The following is a 21,660-nucleotide window of genomic DNA, read 5'->3' as shown; positions in this document are numbered from 1 at the left end:
CTTGATTAGCCAATCAACTACAAGTTCGGATTCAACCACTTCTCAGCCGTTTTTATATCCCAACCTTTACGCTCAGCATAACTCTCTAACTGATCACGGCTTATCTTACCGACATTGAAGTACTCACTGTCAGGATGTGAATAGTAGAATCCGCTGACAGATGACGCAGGCCACATCGCATAGCTCTCGGTTAAGGTCGTACCGATAGCATCTACCGTTCCGAGCCAGTCAAACAATTTGCCTTTTTCGGTATGTTCAGGACAGGCAGGGTAGCCAGGTGCAGGGCGGATACCGACGTATTTTTCTTTAATCATCTCATCATTGGTGAGTGACTCAGTCGGCTGATAGCCCCAATACTCTTTACGAATGAGCTCATGTAGATGCTCGGCGAATGCTTCGGCTAAACGGTCAGATAGCGCCTGTACCATAATGGCATTGTAGTCATCGCCTGCCGCTTTGTATTGCTCAGCCAGTGCTTCTGTACCGACGATGGAGACAGTAAAGCCGCCCAAGTGATCGGTATGCGTCTCTGATGGCGAGATAAAGTCTGCCAAACTAAAGTTTGGCTTGCCACTAGCTTTGTCGCTTTGCTGACGTAAGTGCTCAAACTGGTAGGTCGGTTTACCGCCATCAGCAGGCGCATTGTCATATACAGTGACGGTATCTGCGCCAGTACGGCGAGCGGGCATCAGTTTAAACACTCCTTTGGCTACGATTGATTTTTCATCAATCATCTTTTGTAGTAGCTCTTCTGCATTTTCAAACAGATCGCGAGCTGCTTCACCAACCACATCATCTTGCAATATTTTCGGGTATTTACCGGTCAGACCCCAAGAGATAAAGAACGGTGTCCAGTCAATATAAGGCAGCAGATTCGCGATTGGATAGTCATCCAATATCACTTGTCCTAGCTTATTTGGCACTGGTGGCACATAGGTTTCCCAATCATACTGAAAGCCAATCTTGACTGATTCGGCATAGGTGACTTTGGCAGCTTTTGGTTGACGCTTAGCCAGACGCTCACGCACTTTGACATACTCTTCGCGTGTCTCATCGATGAGCGCTTGACGGTGCTCTTTTGATAGCAATTTGGTCACCACGCCGACTGAGCGCGAAGCGTCCGATACATAGATGACGCTATCGTTTTGATATTGTGGCTCGACCTTGACGGCAGTATGCGCTTTAGACGTCGTTGCACCGCCGATCATTAATGGTAGTGTCATGCCGCGCTCTTGCATTTGCTTTGCGACATAGACCATCTCGTCTAGACTTGGGGTAATCAAACCAGACAGACCAATGATATCGACTTTCTCTGCGATGGCAGTATCTAGGATTTTTTCACATGGCACCATGACACCGAGATCGACGATGTCATAGCCGTTACAGCCGAGTACCACGCCGACGATATTTTTGCCGATATCATGGACGTCGCCTTTGACGGTTGCCATTAGGATTTTACCTTTGACTTCGCCTTCGACTTTTTCCGCTTCGATATACGGGTTTAGCCATGCGACCGATTGCTTCATTACACGGGCAGATTTTACGACTTGCGGTAGGAACATTTTACCCGCACCGAATAGGTCACCGACGATATTCATACCGTCCATGAGCGGCCCTTCGATGACTTCTAGCGGTTTGGGATACTTCTCCCAGGCTTCTTTGGTATCCGCTTCGATAAAAGTCGTTACACCTTTGACCAGTGCGTGGGCGATACGTTCTTCTACCGTACCTTCGCGCCAGCTCATATCGACGGTACTGTCTTTTTTCTTGCCGCCATCTTGATAGTTTTCAGCGACGGTCATCAGGCGCTCAGTGGCATCTTGACCAGTTTCACCTTGATTGCGGTTGAGCATGACGTCTTCGATAGCGTCACGAGCTTCCTTTGGAATATCATCGTACAGCTCAAGCATGGCTGGGTTGACGATACCCATGGTCAGACCGTTTTTGATCGCATGGTATAAGAATACAGAGTTGATCGCTTCACGGATCGGGTTACCACGGAAACTAAACGACACGTTGGATACGCCGCCCGAGACCATCGCGTTCGGCAGGTTTTCCGTAATCCAGCGTGTGGCATTGATAAAGTCAGCGCCATAGTTATTATGCTCGGTGATACCCGTTGCAACGGCAAAAATGTTCGGGTCAAAAATGATGTCTTCAGAAGGGAAACCGACTTCATTAACCAACACATCATAGCTGCGCTGACAGATTTGAATTTTACGCTCATAAGTATCAGCTTGACCATCTTCATCAAATGCCATGACGATAACGGCAGCACCATAGCGCATACACAGTTTGGCGCGCTCGACGAACTCAGCATGACCTTCTTTTAAGGAGATAGAGTTGACGACAGATTTACCCTGCGTGCGTTTTAGGCCTTCTTCGATGATGTCCCATTTAGAAGAGTCAATCATGAGCGGTACGCGGCTGATATCTGGCTCGCCTGATACCAAGTTGATGAAATGAATCATCGCTTGCTTGGAGTCGAGCATGCCCTCATCCATGTTGATATCGACGATTTGCGCACCGCCTTCTACCTGATCGCGGGCGACATCGAGTGCTTCGGTATAGGCTTCGGTTTTGATCAAGCGTAAGAACTTTTTAGAGCCTGTCACGTTGGTACGTTCACCCACGTTAACGAACAAGCTGTCTGCTGTGATGGTAAATGGCTCAAGTCCAGACAAGCGGCAGGCAGGGGCGATTTCAGAAATCACTCGCGGCGCATAGTTTTTTACCATATTCGCGATTTGGCGGATATGTTCTGGTGTCGTACCACAGCAGCCGCCCACGATATTTAAGATACCTGCTTTCGCAAAACCTTCTAGCAGCGCAGTGGTTTCATCAGCCGTTTCATCATATTCACCAAACTCATTGGGTAGACCTGCGTTTGGATGCGCTGACACATAAGTATTGGCGATATTAGATAGCGTTTGAATGTGTGGACGTAGCGCATCGGCACCAAGCGCGCAGTTGAAGCCTACTGATAATGGTTTGGCATGGCGGATTGAGTTATAAAAGGCTTCAGCCGTTTGACCTGACAACGTACGGCCTGAGGCATCCGTAATCGTACCCGAAATCATAATCGGTAATTCAAAACCAATGTCATCAAACACACCAGTGATGGCAAAGATTGCGGCTTTGGCATTCAGCGTATCAAAAATAGTTTCGATTAGGATAAGGTCGACACCGCCTTCTATCAAGCACAAGGTCGCTTCACGGTAGTTTAATACCAACTCATCAAAGGTAATATTACGAAATGCAGGATCATTGACATCAGGCGATAGCGAGCACGTACGTGACGTCGGGCCCACGACACCTGCAACGAAGCGCGGTTTCTCAGGCGTTTTTGCGGTAAATTCATCCGCCGCTTCTCGAGCAATCTTGGCCGCTGTCCTATTTAGTTCTGGCACTAGATACTGCATGTCATAGTCAGCCATCGACAGACGCGTACCGTTAAAGGTATTGGTCTCGATGATATCAGCGCCCGCCAGCAGATGATCGTGATGAATGTCTTTAATCATGTGTGGCTGAGTCAGTACTAGCAGATCGTTATTGCCGCGTACATCTTGGTCGATATCAGCAAAACGCTCACCACGATAATCTGCTTCTTCTAGTTTATAGGTCTGAATCTGCGTACCCATCGCACCGTCTAACATCAAAATGCGTGATGCCATCTGCTCAGTGATACGGGCACGAGCGGTTAGCTGCTGCTCTTTAAACGGAAATACAGCAGGTGGCGTCAATATAAAGTCATTAGCGGATGAGGAACTAGAGGCAGTATCGGTATGAGAATCGGTTGGTGAGGTCGTTGTTGGAATCATAGGTGTGCTGCTTATATCGTAATTATTAAAAAAAGAAGGAATAATAAACCAGTAGCGTGCAGAGTCTCACGAAGAAGACCGCAAATTTGCATTATTTTAGCATGAAAAGTTTGCTACATAGGGATACTGCATATTCCTCTTTGGCAATAGATCAATAAGAGGAAAACTAAGTAACAAAGTAAGGTGCTAGAGTCTATTTCATAAAGCAGATACGCACAAATGAATATCATTTCGCTAAGGGCTTACATAAAGCTTTTCTTTTGCAAATGAAAACCAACGGGAATGCTCAGAAGTTAGACAAAATTTACACCCATACCACAAAAAATTGCGCAAAGGCAGGTTGATAAAGATTGCTTACATGTTAATTTAATTTCAGAAATACAAGGTCTTAGTAAGTCCTACTTATAAATATAGGCTCATTTATTAGCAGTAACTGGCACCAAGAGTATCAGTGTTAGTAGTACGGTATGGTGAGCAAATGGCATTAGCAGGCAAGACGATCTGTAAGACAGTAATATCATAGTTGAAACAATACCAACGTCAAAGAAATTCAAATCATTAAGGAAAATGTTATGAAATTTACTAAAATTGCCACCATCGGTACATTGGCTATCTCAATCGCAGGTCTAAGTGCTTGTAATAATATGATGCCAGCAAAGACGGGCGATATGAAAGCACCAATGCACAGTCAGAGTATGGCTAAGATGAATGTTGTACAAATTGCCCAAAGCAATCCTGATTTTTCAGTATTGGTAGAAGCTGTACAAGCAGCAGGTCTAGTCGATATGTTGTCTGATCCTAACGCTCACTATACGGTATTTGCACCGACCAATGCCGCCTTTATGCAAGCATTGCAAGAAACAGGTATGACCAAAGCACAGTTATTTGCCAATAAGCCATTATTAACCAAAGTATTGGGTTATCACGTAGTCGCGGGTGATATGGCTATGTATGCCAAAGATGTGAAGCCTGGTAACGTAATGACTGCTAGCAAAGACACGCTAATGGTGACTAAAGAAGGCAAATTGATGGATGAAAATGGTCGTACAACGAATATCGTCAAGACTGATATCGCTGCCAACAATGGTGTTGTCCATGTAATCGATAGAGTATTGTTGCCTAAATAAGTATTAATTAAGGCATACCTACTGTATTTATTATAAGACTAAGCAGCCATTGTTTGTGATGATTTCACTATTAGACAATGGCTGTTTTAGACTCTAGAGTTTTATCTATATAAGTTTCTGTTTATGTTGAAATCTTAAAACAAACATCTAAAAGTAGTTAATCAACAGCATTTTGTCTCAAATATCGCAATAACTGATATACAAGCAAACAATGCTATATACGTGATTGATACAGTGTTGCTACCTAAGTAAATACCATTTGAAAATTAAACAGTTAGACTGAGAACTATCAATATAACGGACTAAATAGTATGACTAAGTAATTGGTAAATTTATCAATCATTGGTCACCATTATATTTATCGAAAATTATTAATTTAAATAAATCCCTTAATCAATTATTTATCCAAAAAGGAATTACCTATGTTAAAGAAGAATTTGTTGTCTATCGCAGTTGTAACTGCAGCCATGTCACTAGCAGCGTGTAACGACACTGAGACTGTTGCAGAGCCAACTGAACCAGAAGCTACTGAAGAGATGGCAGTTGAGCCAGTTGCTGAGACCGAAGCTGTTGAAGCAGAGCCAATGGCCGAAATGGATATGGAAGCGACTCAGACTATCGCTGAAATCGCAGCAGAAAACGAAAATTTAACTATTTTAACCGCTGCGTTACAGGCTGCTGGTCTTGATACTATGTTAATGGAAGAAACTAAGCATACTGTATTTGCCCCAACTGATGATGCATTTGCGCCAGTACTAGAAAAACTAGGCGTGACTAAAGAAGAGTTATTGGCCAATACAGACTTGCTAAAAACTGTCCTTCCTTACCATGTACTAGCAATGGAAGTTAAAGCGGCTGATATCCCATACGGTACTGAGATTGAAACAGCGAATGGTAAAACCATCACTATTAGTGAAGACAATGTAATTACTGATGCTACTGGTAACACAGCAAATATCACTGGTACAGATATTATGGCAACCAATGGTGTGGTACACACTATCGATGCAGTATTAATGCCTGAATAAGCAATTTATTGACGCGTAGATTTATAATCTATAAGTTAAAGAAAGCCTAGCCATCGCGCTAGGTTTTTTTACGTCTATAGATTAAAAATGGGGGAGTTAAGGCGCAGAAGTTTAAGCGATGAGATAAGCTATGGGTTAACTATACGGGTGCGGCTACCTAATTAAGATAAGGTTATAAAATGTTAAAGCGAGCTCTATAAAGAAGACAGGCAAAATACAAAATAACAGTTATATGTTATTTCAAAGACAGGTTGACTTTGAGAGATAAAAGGGTGATTTTAAGGTATTAAATCAGTTTGTATGAACGTAGGTTTTGATGTTTTTTCGGTAAGCTATTCTATAGTGGTGTAGAAAACTATCCAAACAAAAAAGCCCGAGAACAAGGTCTCGGGCTTTTTTTTATTCAATAAGATTAAGTAGCAATCTTATTAAATCAACTTACACTTTATCTTTACGTAATGGGTCAGCGTTCATGCTTTTTTGCTGTGCTAGATGACGCTCTTCCCAATACGGTGCATTTTTGATACCGAATTTAGCAGGATCAAAACTATAGCGAGTTACGCCAGCTTTGCGCTGAGCTTCATAGTCTTTAAGCATAGTAAGTGTTGGACGAGCCACGATAAAGATAACAAGAATACCAACAATGTTAAGCCAAGCCATAAGACCAACACCGATATCGCCGATTGCCCAGATATAACCAGCTGAGTTTAGACCACCATAAGCAACCATCGCCATGATAAGCACTTTCACTAGGAATAGACCAGTTCTGTTCGCACTACGACCAAGGAAGCGTGTTAAGTAAGCGACGTTGACTTCAGCGATGTAGTAGTAAGCCAGAATTGTTGTAAAGGCAAAGAAGAATACAGCGATTGCGATAAAGGCATTACCAAACGTACCGTATACAGATTCCATTGCCATTTGCGTGAACGCAGGAGCATTGATTTCAGTAGTAGCAGCAACGTTCTGTACGATGAATTGACCATCTGGTAGCGTACCTTGAATGTTGTACATACCAGTAGATAAGATCATGAATGCAGTAGCAGAACATACTAGTAATGTATCAACATATACTGAGAATGCCTGAACTAGACCCTGCTGTGATGGATGCTCAACTTCAGCAGCAGCAGCAGCGTGAGGACCTGTACCCTGACCAGCTTCGTTAGAGTAGATACCACGTTTCACACCCCAACCGATAGCAGCACCAAAACCTGCTTGTGCAGTGAATGCATCACCAACGATCATACCAAATACATCTGGAATCAAGCTGAAGTTGCTGAACATGATGATTAGCGCTAGGGCAATATAACCTAATGCCATGAAAGGTACTGCAAACTCAGTAAAGGTTGCAATACGCTTAATACCACCAAAGATGATGATACCTAGCACCACTAAGATGATAGCCAAGCCGACCAAACGCATAGAGCCAACTTCTAGGCCTGCAACGTTCATGATCGTACCTTCGCCCATTACCTGTGCAAATGCACTGATAACACCGTTCGCCTGTACACCAGGTAAGAACATACCACATGATAAAATAGAAGCGATTGCGAAGAGGATGCCGTACCACTTTTGACCAAGGGCACGTTCAAAGTAATAAGCTGGGCCACCGCGATACTCGCCAGTTACCACATCTTTTTCTTTATAAATCTGAGCAAGAGTAGATTCGACATAGGCTGTAGATGCACCTAGGAAGGCTACGATCCACATCCAGAATACGGCACCTGGGCCACCGAAGCCGATAGCAGCAGCTACCCCAGCGATGTTACCCATACCCACACGACCGGCGAGTGAGACGGCAAGTGCCTGAAATGATGAGATACCCTGTGCACTAGATTTACCAGTGAATAGGAGTTTGATCATCTCACCGAATAGACGTACTTGTACAAAGCGCGTCATAATGGAATAGAACAGACCGGCACCCAAGCAGAGATAAATCAGCGCTGGGCTCCAGATAATTCCATTTACTAAGTTAACTAAACCTTCCATATTTATGTTCCTAGTACTGTCTCAAGGTGGCACTGTTTGCTAGGAGTAAACTAACTGGTTAACTTACTTATTTAAGTTAAGCAGTTAAAGTCTCTGCATCGACTTATTTATTGTCTAAGTCTCATGTGCTTGGCCACCAAGAATGGACTGTAGTTGTCTGTATTTACCCGCGTATCTCATCAGTAATACGGACTATTTGCATAGCGCTTATCACTGATAATATTAATATCAGCTGCGTTTACTATTATTCTACAACCTCAACTACTGCGGTCTTCTATCATCATGTTATACATCAGATGAGTCATAAGTTGACCGGCGGATAAAACAGGCGGTTATATAATTAAATATCCATCACCATGATGGCATTCAACTTACTATGAGCTGTCTTGAATAAATACATGACTGGTATGGCGAATTGACAGTATTTAGCGATAATTTGACAGTTAATTGATGTTTTTATTAAGAAATTAACAACTCACTAATACTAATCAAACTATAAGTCCACTACCAAATGTATTCAAACCGTACGGCTACGTAACTGCAATTTGCCATATTTTTGTACTAATTACTAGAAATTTCTTTATAGAGGGTAGATATATTCGTATTTTATTTGGTTAATACATTAGCAAGATTTGGATGATATATAAATAATTGTTTGTACTTTCATAACATTTAGTCTGATTGCGCCAGACTGCTAGATTTTTGCTCTATATCTATCATGATAAAAACGCGTTATCGTTGACACTATGCGGTTGTGTTTTGGTAACGGTCAATTGTAAAAAGCCGTGTATAACGCCATCATTAGGACAACTTCTTTTGATATCATGCTGATAGAGTGATGCGCAGATATACAATATATAGAGCGTATGACTGCCGTATGAATACCAAGCAAACTTAAAAATATTAAAAACGTGGTACTGGATATTTGTTATTTATCATTATTAGGAGAATCAACAATGACGCGTAAATCTATTATGAAGCCGATGTTGCTAGCCGCTTTATTGACAACTTCTACGGTTGGTCTAAGCGGCTGTGGCTACAACAACCTGCAAGCACAAGATGAGCAGGTCACTGCTTCATGGTCAGAAGTGGTCAACCAGTATCAGCGCCGTTCTGATTTGGTGCCAAACTTAGTCAAAGTCGTACAGCAATATGCTGAGCAAGAGCAAGAGGTCTTCACCCAAGTGGCAGAAGCTCGCTCACGTGCGGGCGGTATCACGGTAACGCCAGAAGTGCTTAATGACCCAGAAGCGATGGAGCGTTATGCAGCAGCGCAAGAGCAGATGACAGGGGCATTGTCACGTTTGATGGCGGTGTCTGAGCGTTATCCAGATCTAAAGTCAGATGCACTGTTTCAGGACTTGCAAGCGCAGTTAGAAGGTACTGAGAACCGTATTGCTGTGGCTCGTAACCGTTATATCCAAGAAGTGCAGGGATACAATACAACGGTGCGTCAGTTCCCAACTAACATCACTGCAAAAGTATTTGGTATGGATACTAAGCCCAACTTTAGTGTGGCCAATGAAGAGGCAATTTCAACCGCACCAAGTGTTGATTTTGGCGACTCTACAGAAAAGTCTGCTGAATAAAATTTAGAATGAACGTGACGACAGAGTGGCATAGGCAGCTCTGTTCATTTAACTAATGGTTTGACAATGATTAGTTAGAGTCTATCAATTGGTAAAGATGTTATTTGAGGTGGTATAGATTAGATGAATAATTCAAAAGCAATCTTATCAGCATTACTGTTTACGTTAGGTGTCGTCAGCGTGCCTGCATTGCACGCTGCACCCAATGATACAGCGGTGGCGACAGATAGCACCTCGAATCTGCAAAACCGTAGTGTCGAAGAGTTGGTGGCCGTTGCTAAAGCAGGCGAGTCTAACGAAGCAATCAATGATGCTGTATTAAATAACGATGCCATCAATGAAGCGGTGCTCGGCAACGACGCTATCAATCAAAACGCAAATAACCAAAGTACAGCAAATGGTACTGCCAATACTCAAACAACCGCTAAGCCACCTGTACGCTCCAGTGCCGAGGGTGTTGACGCTGATAAGTTGATACTCAATGAACCAGTCGTTGATCAGGCCAATATCCTAAATCCTCAAGAGAAGCTACGTCTAGAGGCACAGCTTCAAAGTATCTATCAGCAGGGATTAGCACAAGCAGCAGTGGTTATCGTACCAACTACCAATGGCGTACCAATATTTGATTATGCATTGCAAGTTGCTGAAAAGTGGGAATTGGGTGATGAAGCTATCGATGATGGTCTACTGATTGTCGTCGCTGTCAATGACCGTGATATGTATATCCTAACGGGTTATGGACTAGAAGGCGTCTTGCCTGATGCGGCAGTCAACCGTGTCATTCGCGAAGATATCACGCCGTTATTTAAGCAAAATAACTATGGTGCAGGGATAATCGCTGGCGTTGAAGCGCTTAAAACACGCCTAACTGCTGATCCTGAAGTCTTAGCCCGTGCTGATGCGCAAGCCGCAGAACGTACTGCTCAGCAAAGCTCAGACGAGCTGCCGTCACCTATCTTCTTATTTATCATGGCGATGATTTTTGGTAGCTTTATTACTAATATATTGGGCCGAGTATTTGGTTCTATTATTACCGCTGGCGGGTTTTTTGCAGGTTCGATGGCTTTAGGCGGCGGCTTCTTTATGACGCTGATTATGGCAATATTCATTTGGATGTTTTTGATCTCACGCGGCGGTGGCGGTGGAAAAGGCGGCGGCGGTAAAGGTGGGCGCAGAGGCGGCATGATTTTCTTACCCGGTATGGGCGGCGGTAGTGGAGGCGGCTTTGGCGGTGGTGGTTTCGGAGGCGGCGGCTTTGGCGGTGGCGGTGGTTTCGGCGGCGGCGGCGCAGGTGGTTCGTGGTAAGTATTCCACACACGCAAACAAAATAAACTCTACATAACCATCGAAAACGACGTACTTGAGGAAATAATATAATGGTAGAAGACAATGCTTCAAACCCCAGTTTTGCCCGCTGGTGGCGTCAAGTTTTGTTCGTCCCTTTATTACATAGTAAGTGGCTGACAACAGAATCCAAGGCACGCCTAACATATGCTGTGACACGAGCCGAGCGTGGGCATCGTGGTGAGGTGTTTTTAATCGTAGAAAATCATCTGCCTATCCAAGAAGCCTATCGCATGAACTGCCGTGAGCGTGCGATTGATTTGTTTAGCGAATATCGCGTCTGGGATACGGAAGAAAATACGGGCGTCTTGATCTATGTCAATGTATGCGAGCGTAAACTAGAGATTGTCGCAGACCGAGGTATCAGCGCTCACGTTAGTCCAACAGTATGGAATGCAATGTGCGAAAAGGCGGTATCTGGTATCGCTACTCAAAAGACAGAAGAGAGCTTGGCTGAGCTGCTGGATGAAGTGGGGCAGGTATTACGTCAGTATTATCATTTAGAGCATGATCCAGAAGGTAATGAGCTGTCCGATACAGTGGTGTTTTTAAAGTAGTTTGCGCCTTATACAGTTGTATTAAGAAGGTTGCTTTTATAAGTAGCTTATCTATAAGGTCAAAGGGTTTTGTTTTAGGCGATACGCTTTTAGTGTTAAAATGATTTTTCTGAGACAGATAACGCCTCATATATGCATGGTTTGATTATCCTACTGTGCAACATTTACTAGGGCTCGTCTCGATAACACCATTATTGGAATACTATGATTGAATTAATAAAGAAACTACCGAAAGCTGAACTTCATCTACATATTGAAGGTTCGTTAGAGCCTGAGCTGATGTTTAGACTGGCCAAAAAGAACAACGTAGAGATACCTTATAAAGATATCGAAGATGTACGCAGTGCTTATAACTTCACCAATCTACAGACTTTTTTAGATATTTACTATGCGGGTGCCAACGTCCTGCTTACAAAGGATGATTTCTATGATTTGACGTGGGAATATATTCTTAAATGTGTCGAAGATAATGTTATTCACACAGAGATATTCTTTGATCCGCAGACGCATACCGAACGCGGCGTACCTTTTGAAGCGGTCATCACAGGTATCAAAGAAGCACTCGCCGATGCCAAAGCAAAATACGGTATTACATCATGCATCATCATGTGTTTCTTGCGTCATTTATCGCAAGAAGAAGCGTTCGAGACGTTAGAGCAAGCACTAGAGTATAAAGACGACATTATCGGTGTTGGTCTTGATTCATCAGAATTAGGTAACCCACCATCGAAATTCAAGGAAGTCTTCCAAAAAGCCAAAGAAGAAGGCTTTAAGTTGGTTGCTCATGCAGGCGAAGAAGCAGACTTTTCATATATCTACGAAGCATTAGACCTATTGAATATCAATAGAATCGATCATGGTGTGCAGTCTATAAAAAGCCCAGAGTTGATGCAAAGACTCAAAGATGAGCAGATGCCACTGACGGTTTGCCCGAACTCAAATATCGAGCTAAAAGTCTTTGAGACTTATAAAGAGCACAATATCAAAGAGCTTTTAGACTACGGTCTGAATATTAGCGTTAACTCAGATGACCCTGCGTATTTCAAAGGTTACGTGAATCAAAACTTCATTAACCTATATGAGAATCTACCGATTACGGAAGAAGATGTTATTACTTTGGTAAAAAACTCGTTTAAATCGGCATTTATCAGTGATGAGTTAAAAGAAGCTTACTTGGCGAGAGTTGATCTTGCATTGAAATAAGCTGCAGTGAGTTTATTATTAGTAGCAAAGGCTTAACGGTTTATATGAATCGTTAAGCCTTTTTTATTGTCTGTCATTCAGTAATATCTATAAGTAGTAGCAGCGTTTATAGAGCAGTAATCTCTTCTATAAGCAGCGGCAGTATTACTCCAGCCTTTTCTGCTAATGTGATATCGACGATGGTATTTGGTGTGGGGTCAGGGTTTATTTCAATAACTTGCGCGCCATTCTGTTTTGCTAATTGTGCCAATCCAGCAGCCGGATAAACCAAGCTTGATGTACCGATACTGATAAACACCTCGCAATTAGCCGCAGCATCTTCGGCAGCCTGCCAGGCCTGTACAGGTAGAGCTTCGCCAAACCAAACAATATCTGGTCTGATGTAACCGTCGCAATGCGGACAGTTAAGCAGTGTTTCATCAAAGCTCATTGTGCCTTGATTGTCGTATGACGCTCTCGATTTATCTTGATAGGGTATCTCACACCGACCACAGCGGTTACGCCACAGATAACCATGCAGGTGAGTCACTGCGCTACCAGCTTGCTCGTGCAAATCATCGACATTTTGGGTGATGAGTGTCACTTGCTGATCGGAGGTTTGCGCATGATACTGCCACTGAGCCAACGCATGATGGGCAGGATTTGGCGCTTTGTCTGCGACCACTTGCCGGCGCCATTGATACCATGACCACACTAGCCTTGGATCACGAGTGAACGCTTCAGGGGTTGCCAAGTCTTCGACACCATAGTTCTCCCACAGCCCTGTTTGCTTATCTCGAAACGTTGGGATGCCGCTTTCTGCTGAAATGCCAGCCCCAGTCAAAATGCAAATACGCTTTTTGGATGCCAGCAGTTGTGCTGCAAGTTTTACTTCTGCTATTAACGCTGGTGATAATTCTGCTAACATGAGCCAACCCTTGCTAATAATGGATATTTTTACTTATGATAGACGGAATTTGGTGGCTTGTCATATTGTTCGCTGTCATCGCAGTTTTATGGTTCGTGGCAAAATCGCGCGGTGCAAAAGCAGGCGAAAAGCATAGCGGTGCAAAATCAAAAAATGCAACACCAAATGATGCGTTGCAAAAAACATCAGCGATATTAAAGCAGCATTTTGCTGATTATCGAGTCACACGTAAGGCAAATCATTTGCTCGTTAGCAAACAAGATAAAAAAATTGCGATGATTACGATTGATAAAAAAATTGCTGAAGGTCAGCGCCGTTTGGGTGATGTGCCAGTGATTAATTATCACCGTATACCTAGCCGTGCTCAGCTAACAGCTAACTTACAAGATGCAGAGTAAGTTCTATATAGCTGAGAGCACTAGAAATATACAAGCACAGAAAAACCGCAAACATTTTGATATGTAGGTTTAATTATTATAGGTAGTTTAAGATAGTACTGAGGAAGTGATGGAGCGAGGTTATAGACAATATGATTGGTGCGCTCGGCGGGAATCGAACCCACGACCCTCGGCTTCGGAGGCTAGAACCACCATATTTCGTTAAATGACTTTGATGTATATAAACCTACTATACGTTATAAATAAAGGGATAGGAAGAATTTTATGCCATGACGTTTAGCGTATTTTAAAGTATTTTATAGCAACATTGATATCAATTTTGGTCACTAGTTAAGTATAGAATTCAATCATTTTTTATAGTATTAATGTACGTATTTTATACTTAACTTTTTCAGAAATTACTGATTAAGCGAATTATTAACTCATCAAAGTAATATTGGAATAAATTACTGTAGAAATGGGCTGCTATAATTTCGAAAAAATAGTCAGGTATTTCAGCCGTAGTTTAGATCTTAACGATTTTTCGAATGCATTGAAGAAACGGTTCTGGACTACACTTGCAAATACTCTGATATTGAGTTTTTGACAACAACGTTTTGAGTTTATCTTCTTTTGATTTACCTTGTTAAGCCATCAATAATCCTACAGTAACCTCAAAAAAACACTCATCTTTGATAGTAATACTGACTTTACCTTTATGGGCATTAGCGATGGCCTGCACGATAGACAATCCCAATCCTGTACCTGCGTACTTATGACTAGTCTTATCATGACGATAGAATCGCTCGAATAATTTATCAGCCTCTTTCTGATCTAATGGTTTGTCTAAACGATTGGTCATCGTTATCCTTAACCGTTGCTGCTTTGAGGGTCGAACCTCGTCTTTAGTCACATTAAGTGAGGTGGTTGAGGTGAGGATGGTAGCGGATATCATGATAGTACTATCACTAGCTGCATAATAAATGGCATTTGATATCAGGTTGGCAAACAGCCGTTGCAATAAGCCTTCATCACCCAACACCATTTCAAAATCACCTGATTTCTCAAAAGTTATCCCTCGATCTTCTGCAATCATTTCATAGTAATCAACAAGCTTGGTGATTAAACTATCCGTATCCACGTGACTGATTTGCGAGTCACTTAATCCTTTTTGGGTTTTTGCCAGTAGCAGCATATTGTTTATCATGGCCGACAGCTGCTCTAACGTGTCATGCTGATGATGTAGCTGCTCAATGTATTCGTCGCCTTCTCTTGGCTTAGTTAACATGACCTGCGTTTGTGTACTCAGCGTCGCTATTGGCGTACGTAGCTCATGAGCGATATTGTCTGAAAACCGAGACAAAGACTCAAAGTTACTTTCAAGCTTGACCATCATCGAATTATAAGACTCTGCTAGTGGTCGCAGCTCTAACGGCATATCGCCAACCGATACTCTTTCGTCTAACCTTTGCAGGTTTATGCCTTTCATTTTTTGGACGATAGTGGCCAGAGGCGCAAACCCCCAATACACACTTAATGCCGCTACTGAAACCAACAACAAGGTGATGGCTGTGAGTATCAAGCTCAGCTGGCGATTAAACTGGATAAGATATTGATGATGCACATTGGTAGGTAGGGCAATAAACGCCAAAATCTCTTGATTTGGAATAATAATGGCTCGGTAATGCCTATTGTTTATCTTGATCATAAACTGCTGATCGTGATGTTCCTGCCATAGTGATAACAAACTAAAATCGGCTGGCAAACTATGAATGAAACTACTGGGGTCACTGGATAATAACTTGCCTTTTTTATCTGCTACTAAGGTTTTTAAATCATAATCCAGCCAAGAGGAATGCAAGTGATTGTCATCAATGAGTGATTGGGACTTTGACACTGTGAATGGTTCTATGGGCTCGTTAACACTAACCATGCGTTTACGCAGATTAAAAGCTGCATGGGTGATAATCTCTGAGTCCATTTGCTCAAAGTGTCCACTCACAGAGCGCTGCACCCACGCATAGATGATGACCTGAGAGATAATAACGAAGACTGTCAATAAGGAAATCGTTCGCCATAGCAGTGACCAGCGCCGGTTTCTGAGTGTATGGTTCATGCTATTTAGAATCGTCTCCGTCCGCATCACTTTGGACCTCAGTAGCCAGCGCCTCTAAGCGATAGCCCATTCCACGCACAGTATGAATGAGCTTTGCCTCATGACCATCGTCTATTTTTATACGCAGACGCCTTATCGCCACATCAATCACATTGGTATCGTTATCAAAATTCACATCCCATACTTGGGAGGCGATCACGGTACGTGGTAGCACTTCACCTCGGCGCTCTAATAAAAACTGTAGTAAGGAAAATTCTTTTGCCGTGAGCTTAATAGGCTTGCCGCCTCTATGTACCGTGCGCTTGGCAATATCCATCTTGAGATCTGCTATTTGCAGGATCGTACTTTGATAATCGGCTTGATTGGCGCGTCGTAACAGACTCTTTATTCTGACGATCAATTCTGCAAACGCAAAAGGCTTAGTCAAATAATCATCGCCTCCAATCTCAATTCCTTTTATCTTATCGCTTAAGTCATCTTTTGCCGTTAGAAAGAGCACAGGTGTTTGCTTACCCGCTGCTCGGTAATTGCGCACCAGCTCAAAGCCGCTAACATCAGGCAGCATCACATCCATTAGGATCACGCTAAACTCTTCTGTCATCAATGCATGATAGCCATCTAGGCCTGTTAGGTGATGATCAACAATAAAACCAGCTTCCGTTAAGCCTTTTTTTATATACTCGCCTAGTTTCAACTCATCTTCTACCAGTAGTATTTTCATAGTAACCCCTCAACACGATTATGATTATTTGACATCCTAATCAATATAGATGACAAAAACGTTTTGTAACTGACAAAAATGTCATGTACTCGTAATCAGATTGTCAGTCTTCATTTGCTAATCTATATGAATGAAACATAGTTGCTCGTTCCTAATATCTAGCTACTACGAATTATTTTCACAGGTAATCAATTTAAACGCCTAATAACTTACAAAAGAGGTTTTATATGAAAATTCACGGTTCATTCAAAAAAGTAGTATTGCTATCGGTATCTGTACTTATAGGTATTACTACTGCTAATGCGCATACTACTGATCTAAGTACTTCAATCATCAATAACTGCGACGCTGTTACTGACTTTGCAAAAAATTTGGATCATAACGATGCTCAGCTTTCTAGCGCCCAAATGAAAAGCTATATCGATGCTAGAGTGGCTTGTGAGATTGAACACAAAGATCAACATCTACAGTCTGAAAAATACTTCATTAACAAATATGGTAGCGATAAGTAATATCAGCTCTGATGTCATACTAAAGGATTGATGACAATATTAAAAACCATAAATAGCAAGATGACAGAATTGTAATCTTGCTGTCATCTCTCTGTCAGAATCAATAAAGTATGCTTTAAAGTAACTTAATATTTTAAAGTTTTTCGACTTCATACCAAATAAAATAAGGATTTACCATGTCACTATTCAAATCAATACCACTGTCTAAATCAATCGTAGCAACTGCTATAGCCTTAGTTGTTTCAACCTCTGCTTTGGCACATGACCCAAAAATGCATGCTGAAAAAGATCAGATGAATTGTGAAAAAATGGAAAAGCACATGCAAATGATGGGCAAAATGGATCATAGTAAAATGGATATGAAGGATCCTGCTATGAAAGCTATGATGACCAACATGGGAAAAATGAAAGCGATGTACCAAAAGCACTGTGTTACTAGTAAAAGTGATTCTTAGACATTGATCGTAGAAATTCAATATTATTGTTAGATGGTTTTGTCGAGCAGTAATTGGGTATTAACAAAAATGGATTTTTAGGACAAACCTATGAAGTTTTTACTAGGAGTACTGCTTACTGTCTTTGTCGCTATTGTGGGCATTTTTATTGTGGTGACCAGTGGCGTGATAAATATCGGTGCTGATCAAGCCCATAGTCCGCTGGTTTACAATTTTTTAGAAGCGGCACGTACGCGTTCAATAGCAAATGCTAGTAAGGACATTGCGGTTCCAAACCTAGAAAAGACAGAAATGATCAGCTCGGGCGGGGCAGACTATAAAGATATGTGTGCAGGCTGTCACTTATCTCCTGGGGTAGAAAGTACTGATTTTAGTGCAAGTTTATATCCAAAGCCGCCCAATTTTACCAATACTGAATTGGTGGAACGCTATAAAACAGATGCCGGTGCTCAGCAAGCCTTTTGGGCCATTAAACACGGTATTATGGCATCAGGTATGCCCGCATGGGGCGCTTCGCACGATGATGATAGAATGTGGGCAATGGTCGCTTTTATCAGATCGTTACCTGAATTGAATGAAAACCAGTACACCATGCTAACCACTAGGATAGACGATGATATGTTGGGCATGTCATTTGATGGTGAGATGGATATGTCAGGTGATGGATCCGGAATGCAACATTGATTTTTCGTAAAAGATGCAGTGCTTAATAGTGCTGCCTTTTGCGATTTGAGTTTTAAGCTTTACCAGTACTACTTTGGTCAGTGTTACGGCTTTAATTTTTATAAATGTGATCGTCAGATAGACGCTCAGGAGTGGTTTTATGAGACGCTATACCAATAGATTTATTAATGAACATAATCTGATATCTGGCCGTGTGCTCTCGGCGATCGTGGTATTGCCATTATCGTTAACGATAGCCGCTTGTAGTCAACCTAACGCGACTACTGCTGACTCAAAACCAGCGACTGAGCCAACTACCGCTACGCAAAAAACCGCGCTAATAGAGCAACCACAAGCCGAAATAATACCTGTCAGTGCTCATTCAGATACCCAATCAACTATTTTGCGAAATGTGTCAGCCACCGTCTATAAAGATGCCAATTGTGGTTGCTGTAAAGAGTGGGTCGGCCACGCAGAAGACAATGGGTTAAGCGCAGCTACCCATGATGTTGCCGACGTGTCTTTGTTTAAAGATCGTTATGGCGTACCGCAGCAAATGCGCTCTTGCCATACTACCGTTACTACCGATGGCTTTGTCTTTGAAGGCCATGTCCCTGCTAAGCACATGGCGCAGTTTCTAAAGAATCCGCCAAGTGATGCCATTGGACTTGCCGTACCTGGTATGCCAGTTGGTAGCCCTGGTATGGAATACCAGGATAAATTTATGCCATATAAAGTGATGCAGCTTAACAAAGATGGCTCAACAGCCATTTATGCAACCATTGACTCACCGCAGCAGCAAATCTAGTTTGATTAAAACATTACATAGCTCATTCTGTTCTATTAATGAGCCAACAGTTATATGAACTCAACTCCCATTTCACGGATTAAGTTAGGTAAATTATTATGAACAAGAATATGTTCAATCGCAGGCGTTTTTTGACAGGGTCTTCTACTTTGTTAGGGGCATCCATGCTATCTACGCTGCCGTCTATTGCCAATAGTGCACTCGATAAAGGGCAACAAAATGTAGCCGTCAACAGTGATAAAGCTGACCATATCGTACCCATTCTAACCGGTACAGAGTTTGACTTATACGTCAGTAAACAGTCCGCTATTGTGAACGGTAAAAAGAGCATGGCGACGCTGATTAATGACTCATTGCCAGCACCAACGCTAAAGATGCGTGAAGGCGATACAGTAACTATCCGTGTTCATAACCAGATGGATGAGTCGACCTCTATTCATTGGCATGGTCTGCTCGTCCCATTTGAGATGGACGGTGTGCCAGGTATCAGCTTTGATGGTATTCCTGCGAACAGTACCTTTACTTATACATTCAAACTGGTGCAATCAGGCACCTATTGGTATCACTCTCATAGTGGGTTCCAAGAGCAAACAGGAATGCTCGGCGCTATCGTCATTGAGCCAAAAGGCCGTGAGCGTCATCCAATCGAGGAAGACCACGTTATTGTGCTTAGTGACTGGACACACCGCGATCCACACAATCTCTTAAAACTTTTAAAGCAGCGTGCTGACTTTGATAACTACCACTTGCCAGACTTCAAAAAACTATTGTCTGATATCGCAGCAACAGATCTAGAAGCCGCTCATGATAAGCGCAAAATGTGGAATAAGATGCGCATGATGCCAACGGATTTCACCGATTTGTCTGGTGAAAAAACTTTTACGTATCTGATGAATGGTAAGACCACAGCCGCCAATTGGACACAGCTAGTGAAAGCGGGACAGCCCGTCAAACTACGCTTTATCAACGCCTCAGCACAGACGATATTTGATGTGCGTATACCGGGTCTCAAAATGACCGTCGTATCAACGGATGGAAATGATGTCGCACCCGTTGCGATTGATGATTTCCGTATTGGCGTAGCTGAGACCTATGATGTCATCGTCACTCCGACCAAAGATGCGCATACGATATTTGCCCAAAATATAGACCGTTCGGGCTATGTCGCGACCACGCTTGCAACCAAAAAAGGCGCTCGTGCTGCAATACCTGCTATGGATAAGATCGAATGGCTAACCATGGCCGATATGATGGGTGCGATGGGTGATAAAGGTTACAAAGCAAAGCACGCTAAGACCGAGTATGACTTTAAATCTGATATGCGTGTCGACAGTCCACGTATGAACCTCGATGACCCCGGTATCAATCTGCGTGAGATTGATAGAAAGGTTTTGACTTATGATCAATTACGCTCTGTCGATGAGGCCATATTTGCGGAGCAGCGTAAGCCTACCCGAGAGATCGAGCTACATTTAACGGGTAACATGGAGCGCTATATTTGGGCCTTAGATGGTGTCATGTTTAAGGATGCAACCCCTGTCAATATTAAGCCTAACGAGCGTGTACGCATTACCTTAGTCAATGACACGATGATGAACCATCCGATGCATTTGCATGGTATGTGGAGTGATTTGCGCACGCCATCTGGAGACTTTCAGGTACGTAAACATACGATTGTGGTGCAACCTGCGCAAAAGATTAGCTTTGATGTGACGGGTGAGTTTGGACGATGGGCGTGGCATTGCCATCTGCTTTATCACATGGAAGCCGGTATGTTCAGAGAAGTTGCCGTTGTTTAACAAACCTTCAAATATGAGGCTTATTATGAAAATATTTAAGAAAAATCTGCCATTCATTGGTTTGTCATCGCTAGTCTTGCTCACATCCTCTTTTGCAACAGCTGCTGAGATGTCTGGTATGGATCACAGTGACATGGATATGTCAGGCGATATGTCTGGTATGGATCATAGCGGCATGGACATGTCAGGCGATATGTCTGGTATGGATCACAGTGGTATGGACATGTCGGGCGATATGTCTGATATGGATCACAGCAGCATGGATATGTCTGATATGGATCACAGCAGCATGGATATGTCTGATATGGATCACAGTGGCATGGATATGTCGGGCGATATGTCTGGTATGGATCATAGCGGTATGGATATGTCAGGTGATATGTCTGATATGGATCATAGTGGCATGGATATGTCAGGTGATATGTCTGATATGGATCATAGTGGCATGGATATGTCTGGTATGCAAGGTGGGCAGCCACCAGCCGATGCTCGCAGTCCAGACTATTCAAATGGGGTTCCCTACGGGCAGGATGGTAAGCCAAGGATGATGGGTAGGATGCACTAATGGGGAGTCTCAGTAGATGGCTTGGTGTATCAGTTCGATGAAGTCCAAATCAACTTTGAAGCGACGGGTTGGTAGGGTACTG

18 protein-coding genes are annotated in these 21,660 nt (G+C 42.7%); 13 read left to right on the top strand and 5 right to left on the bottom strand.

What is annotated here, in order from left to right; all coding sequences use genetic code 11:
- Positions 1-17: 17 nt before the first annotated feature.
- Positions 18-3,821, bottom strand: coding sequence for a methionine synthase (gene metH, locus B2863_RS12325; RefSeq protein WP_296211101.1), 3,804 nt, complete (start codon positions 3,819-3,821; stop codon positions 18-20).
- A 572-nt stretch (positions 3,822-4,393) separates the two neighbouring features.
- Between metH and B2863_RS12320 the strand changes: the two genes are divergently transcribed.
- Positions 4,394-4,948 carry a fasciclin domain-containing protein gene (locus tag B2863_RS12320; protein ID WP_296211098.1) on the top strand — a complete coding sequence of 185 codons (555 nt, stop codon included), beginning with the start codon at positions 4,394-4,396 and terminating at the stop codon, positions 4,946-4,948.
- Positions 4,949-5,370: 422 nt separating this feature from the next.
- Complete coding sequence (locus B2863_RS12315; protein ID WP_057758535.1) at positions 5,371-5,976, top strand: fasciclin domain-containing protein; 606 nt, start codon at positions 5,371-5,373, stop codon at positions 5,974-5,976.
- 438 nt (positions 5,977-6,414) lie between these two features.
- Here the strand turns inward: B2863_RS12315 and B2863_RS12310 are convergent, their stop codons facing one another.
- Positions 6,415-7,962 carry an alanine/glycine:cation symporter family protein gene (locus B2863_RS12310; protein WP_201569401.1) on the bottom strand — a complete coding sequence of 516 codons (1,548 nt, stop codon included), beginning with the start codon at positions 7,960-7,962 and terminating at the stop codon, positions 6,415-6,417.
- Positions 7,963-8,918: 956 nt separating this feature from the next.
- Between B2863_RS12310 and B2863_RS12305 the strand changes: the two genes are divergently transcribed.
- The 4 genes from B2863_RS12305 to B2863_RS12290 all read left to right on the top strand — a co-directional run bounded on the left by B2863_RS12305 (position 8,919) and on the right by B2863_RS12290 (position 12,655).
- Complete coding sequence (locus tag B2863_RS12305; protein WP_057758539.1) at positions 8,919-9,551, top strand: LemA family protein; 633 nt, start codon at positions 8,919-8,921, stop codon at positions 9,549-9,551.
- Between the two features lie 123 nt (positions 9,552-9,674).
- A complete protein-coding gene (locus B2863_RS12300) occupies positions 9,675-10,856 on the top strand; it encodes a TPM domain-containing protein (RefSeq protein ID WP_296211088.1) in 1,182 nt (393 codons plus the stop codon).
- A gap of 71 nt (positions 10,857-10,927) precedes the next feature.
- Positions 10,928-11,452 carry a TPM domain-containing protein gene (locus B2863_RS12295; protein WP_296211086.1) on the top strand — a complete coding sequence of 175 codons (525 nt, stop codon included), beginning with the start codon at positions 10,928-10,930 and terminating at the stop codon, positions 11,450-11,452.
- Between the two features lie 204 nt (positions 11,453-11,656).
- Positions 11,657-12,655, top strand: coding sequence for an adenosine deaminase (locus B2863_RS12290; RefSeq protein WP_296211084.1), 999 nt, complete (start codon positions 11,657-11,659; stop codon positions 12,653-12,655).
- 106 nt (positions 12,656-12,761) lie between these two features.
- Here the strand turns inward: B2863_RS12290 and B2863_RS12285 are convergent, their stop codons facing one another.
- On the bottom strand, positions 12,762-13,562 hold the full coding sequence (locus B2863_RS12285; RefSeq protein ID WP_296211081.1) for an SIR2 family NAD-dependent protein deacylase: 801 nt from the start codon (positions 13,560-13,562) through the stop codon (positions 12,762-12,764).
- 35 nt (positions 13,563-13,597) lie between these two features.
- On the opposite strand from B2863_RS12285, the gene B2863_RS12280 reads away from it, so the two are divergent.
- Positions 13,598-13,960 (top strand): hypothetical protein, encoded by a 363-nt coding sequence (locus B2863_RS12280; RefSeq protein ID WP_102091131.1) that lies wholly within the window; start codon positions 13,598-13,600, stop codon positions 13,958-13,960.
- A 625-nt stretch (positions 13,961-14,585) separates the two neighbouring features.
- Here the strand turns inward: B2863_RS12280 and B2863_RS12275 are convergent.
- Positions 14,586-16,082 (bottom strand): ATP-binding protein, encoded by a 1,497-nt coding sequence (locus B2863_RS12275; protein ID WP_296211075.1) that lies wholly within the window; start codon positions 16,080-16,082, stop codon positions 14,586-14,588.
- Positions 16,057-16,776: a heavy metal response regulator transcription factor gene (locus B2863_RS12270; protein WP_102078699.1), complete on the bottom strand. Its 720-nt coding sequence runs from the start codon at positions 16,774-16,776 to the stop codon at positions 16,057-16,059. Before B2863_RS12270 ends, B2863_RS12275 begins: the two co-directional genes overlap by 26 nt.
- 227 nt (positions 16,777-17,003) lie before the next feature.
- Between B2863_RS12270 and B2863_RS12265 the strand changes: the two genes are divergently transcribed.
- From B2863_RS12265 to B2863_RS12240, 6 genes are all read left to right on the top strand, one after another.
- Positions 17,004-17,288: a hypothetical protein gene (locus tag B2863_RS12265; protein ID WP_102093213.1), complete on the top strand. Its 285-nt coding sequence runs from the start codon at positions 17,004-17,006 to the stop codon at positions 17,286-17,288.
- A gap of 176 nt (positions 17,289-17,464) precedes the next feature.
- On the top strand, positions 17,465-17,743 hold the full coding sequence (locus B2863_RS12260) for a hypothetical protein (protein ID WP_197102714.1): 279 nt from the start codon (positions 17,465-17,467) through the stop codon (positions 17,741-17,743).
- Between the two features lie 90 nt (positions 17,744-17,833).
- Positions 17,834-18,427, top strand: coding sequence for a c-type cytochrome (locus B2863_RS12255; RefSeq protein ID WP_296211066.1), 594 nt, complete (start codon positions 17,834-17,836; stop codon positions 18,425-18,427).
- A gap of 139 nt (positions 18,428-18,566) precedes the next feature.
- A complete protein-coding gene (locus B2863_RS12250) occupies positions 18,567-19,214 on the top strand; it encodes a DUF411 domain-containing protein (RefSeq protein WP_296133885.1) in 648 nt (215 codons plus the stop codon).
- A 98-nt stretch (positions 19,215-19,312) separates the two neighbouring features.
- Positions 19,313-21,013, top strand: coding sequence for a copper resistance system multicopper oxidase (locus B2863_RS12245; RefSeq protein WP_296211063.1), 1,701 nt, complete (start codon positions 19,313-19,315; stop codon positions 21,011-21,013).
- A 25-nt stretch (positions 21,014-21,038) separates the two neighbouring features.
- Positions 21,039-21,578: a pentapeptide repeat-containing protein gene (locus tag B2863_RS12240; protein WP_296211060.1), complete on the top strand. Its 540-nt coding sequence runs from the start codon at positions 21,039-21,041 to the stop codon at positions 21,576-21,578.
- The last annotated feature ends 82 nt before the right edge of the window (positions 21,579-21,660 follow it).

Source organism: Psychrobacter sp. UBA3480, from assembly GCF_002377945.1.
In the GTDB taxonomy this organism is placed as follows: Bacteria; Pseudomonadota; Gammaproteobacteria; order Pseudomonadales; family Moraxellaceae; genus Psychrobacter.
The sequence above is the reverse complement of the archived record's forward strand: the minus strand, read 5'-3'. Positions and strand labels throughout refer to the sequence as shown.

Coding starts and splice junctions, on each gene's coding strand:
- B2863_RS12300 (WP_296211088.1), top strand. CDS start 9,675: ATGAATAATTCAAAAGCAATCTTATCAGCATTACTGTTTACGTTAGGT.
- B2863_RS12260 (WP_197102714.1), top strand. CDS start 17,465: ATGTCACTATTCAAATCAATACCACTGTCTAAATCAATCGTAGCAACT.
- metH (WP_296211101.1), bottom strand. CDS start 3,821: ATGATTCCAACAACGACCTCACCAACCGATTCTCATACCGATACTGCC.
- B2863_RS12285 (WP_296211081.1), bottom strand. CDS start 13,562: ATGTTAGCAGAATTATCACCAGCGTTAATAGCAGAAGTAAAACTTGCA.
- B2863_RS12310 (WP_201569401.1), bottom strand. CDS start 7,962: ATGGAAGGTTTAGTTAACTTAGTAAATGGAATTATCTGGAGCCCAGCG.
- B2863_RS12250 (WP_296133885.1), top strand. CDS start 18,567: ATGAGACGCTATACCAATAGATTTATTAATGAACATAATCTGATATCT.
- B2863_RS12270 (WP_102078699.1), bottom strand. CDS start 16,776: ATGAAAATACTACTGGTAGAAGATGAGTTGAAACTAGGCGAGTATATA.
- B2863_RS12295 (WP_296211086.1), top strand. CDS start 10,928: ATGGTAGAAGACAATGCTTCAAACCCCAGTTTTGCCCGCTGGTGGCGT.
- B2863_RS12305 (WP_057758539.1), top strand. CDS start 8,919: ATGACGCGTAAATCTATTATGAAGCCGATGTTGCTAGCCGCTTTATTG.
- B2863_RS12315 (WP_057758535.1), top strand. CDS start 5,371: ATGTTAAAGAAGAATTTGTTGTCTATCGCAGTTGTAACTGCAGCCATG.
- B2863_RS12245 (WP_296211063.1), top strand. CDS start 19,313: ATGAACAAGAATATGTTCAATCGCAGGCGTTTTTTGACAGGGTCTTCT.
- B2863_RS12320 (WP_296211098.1), top strand. CDS start 4,394: ATGAAATTTACTAAAATTGCCACCATCGGTACATTGGCTATCTCAATC.
- B2863_RS12255 (WP_296211066.1), top strand. CDS start 17,834: ATGAAGTTTTTACTAGGAGTACTGCTTACTGTCTTTGTCGCTATTGTG.
- B2863_RS12290 (WP_296211084.1), top strand. CDS start 11,657: ATGATTGAATTAATAAAGAAACTACCGAAAGCTGAACTTCATCTACAT.
- B2863_RS12280 (WP_102091131.1), top strand. CDS start 13,598: ATGATAGACGGAATTTGGTGGCTTGTCATATTGTTCGCTGTCATCGCA.
- B2863_RS12275 (WP_296211075.1), bottom strand. CDS start 16,082: ATGCGGACGGAGACGATTCTAAATAGCATGAACCATACACTCAGAAAC.
- B2863_RS12265 (WP_102093213.1), top strand. CDS start 17,004: ATGAAAATTCACGGTTCATTCAAAAAAGTAGTATTGCTATCGGTATCT.
- B2863_RS12240 (WP_296211060.1), top strand. CDS start 21,039: ATGAAAATATTTAAGAAAAATCTGCCATTCATTGGTTTGTCATCGCTA.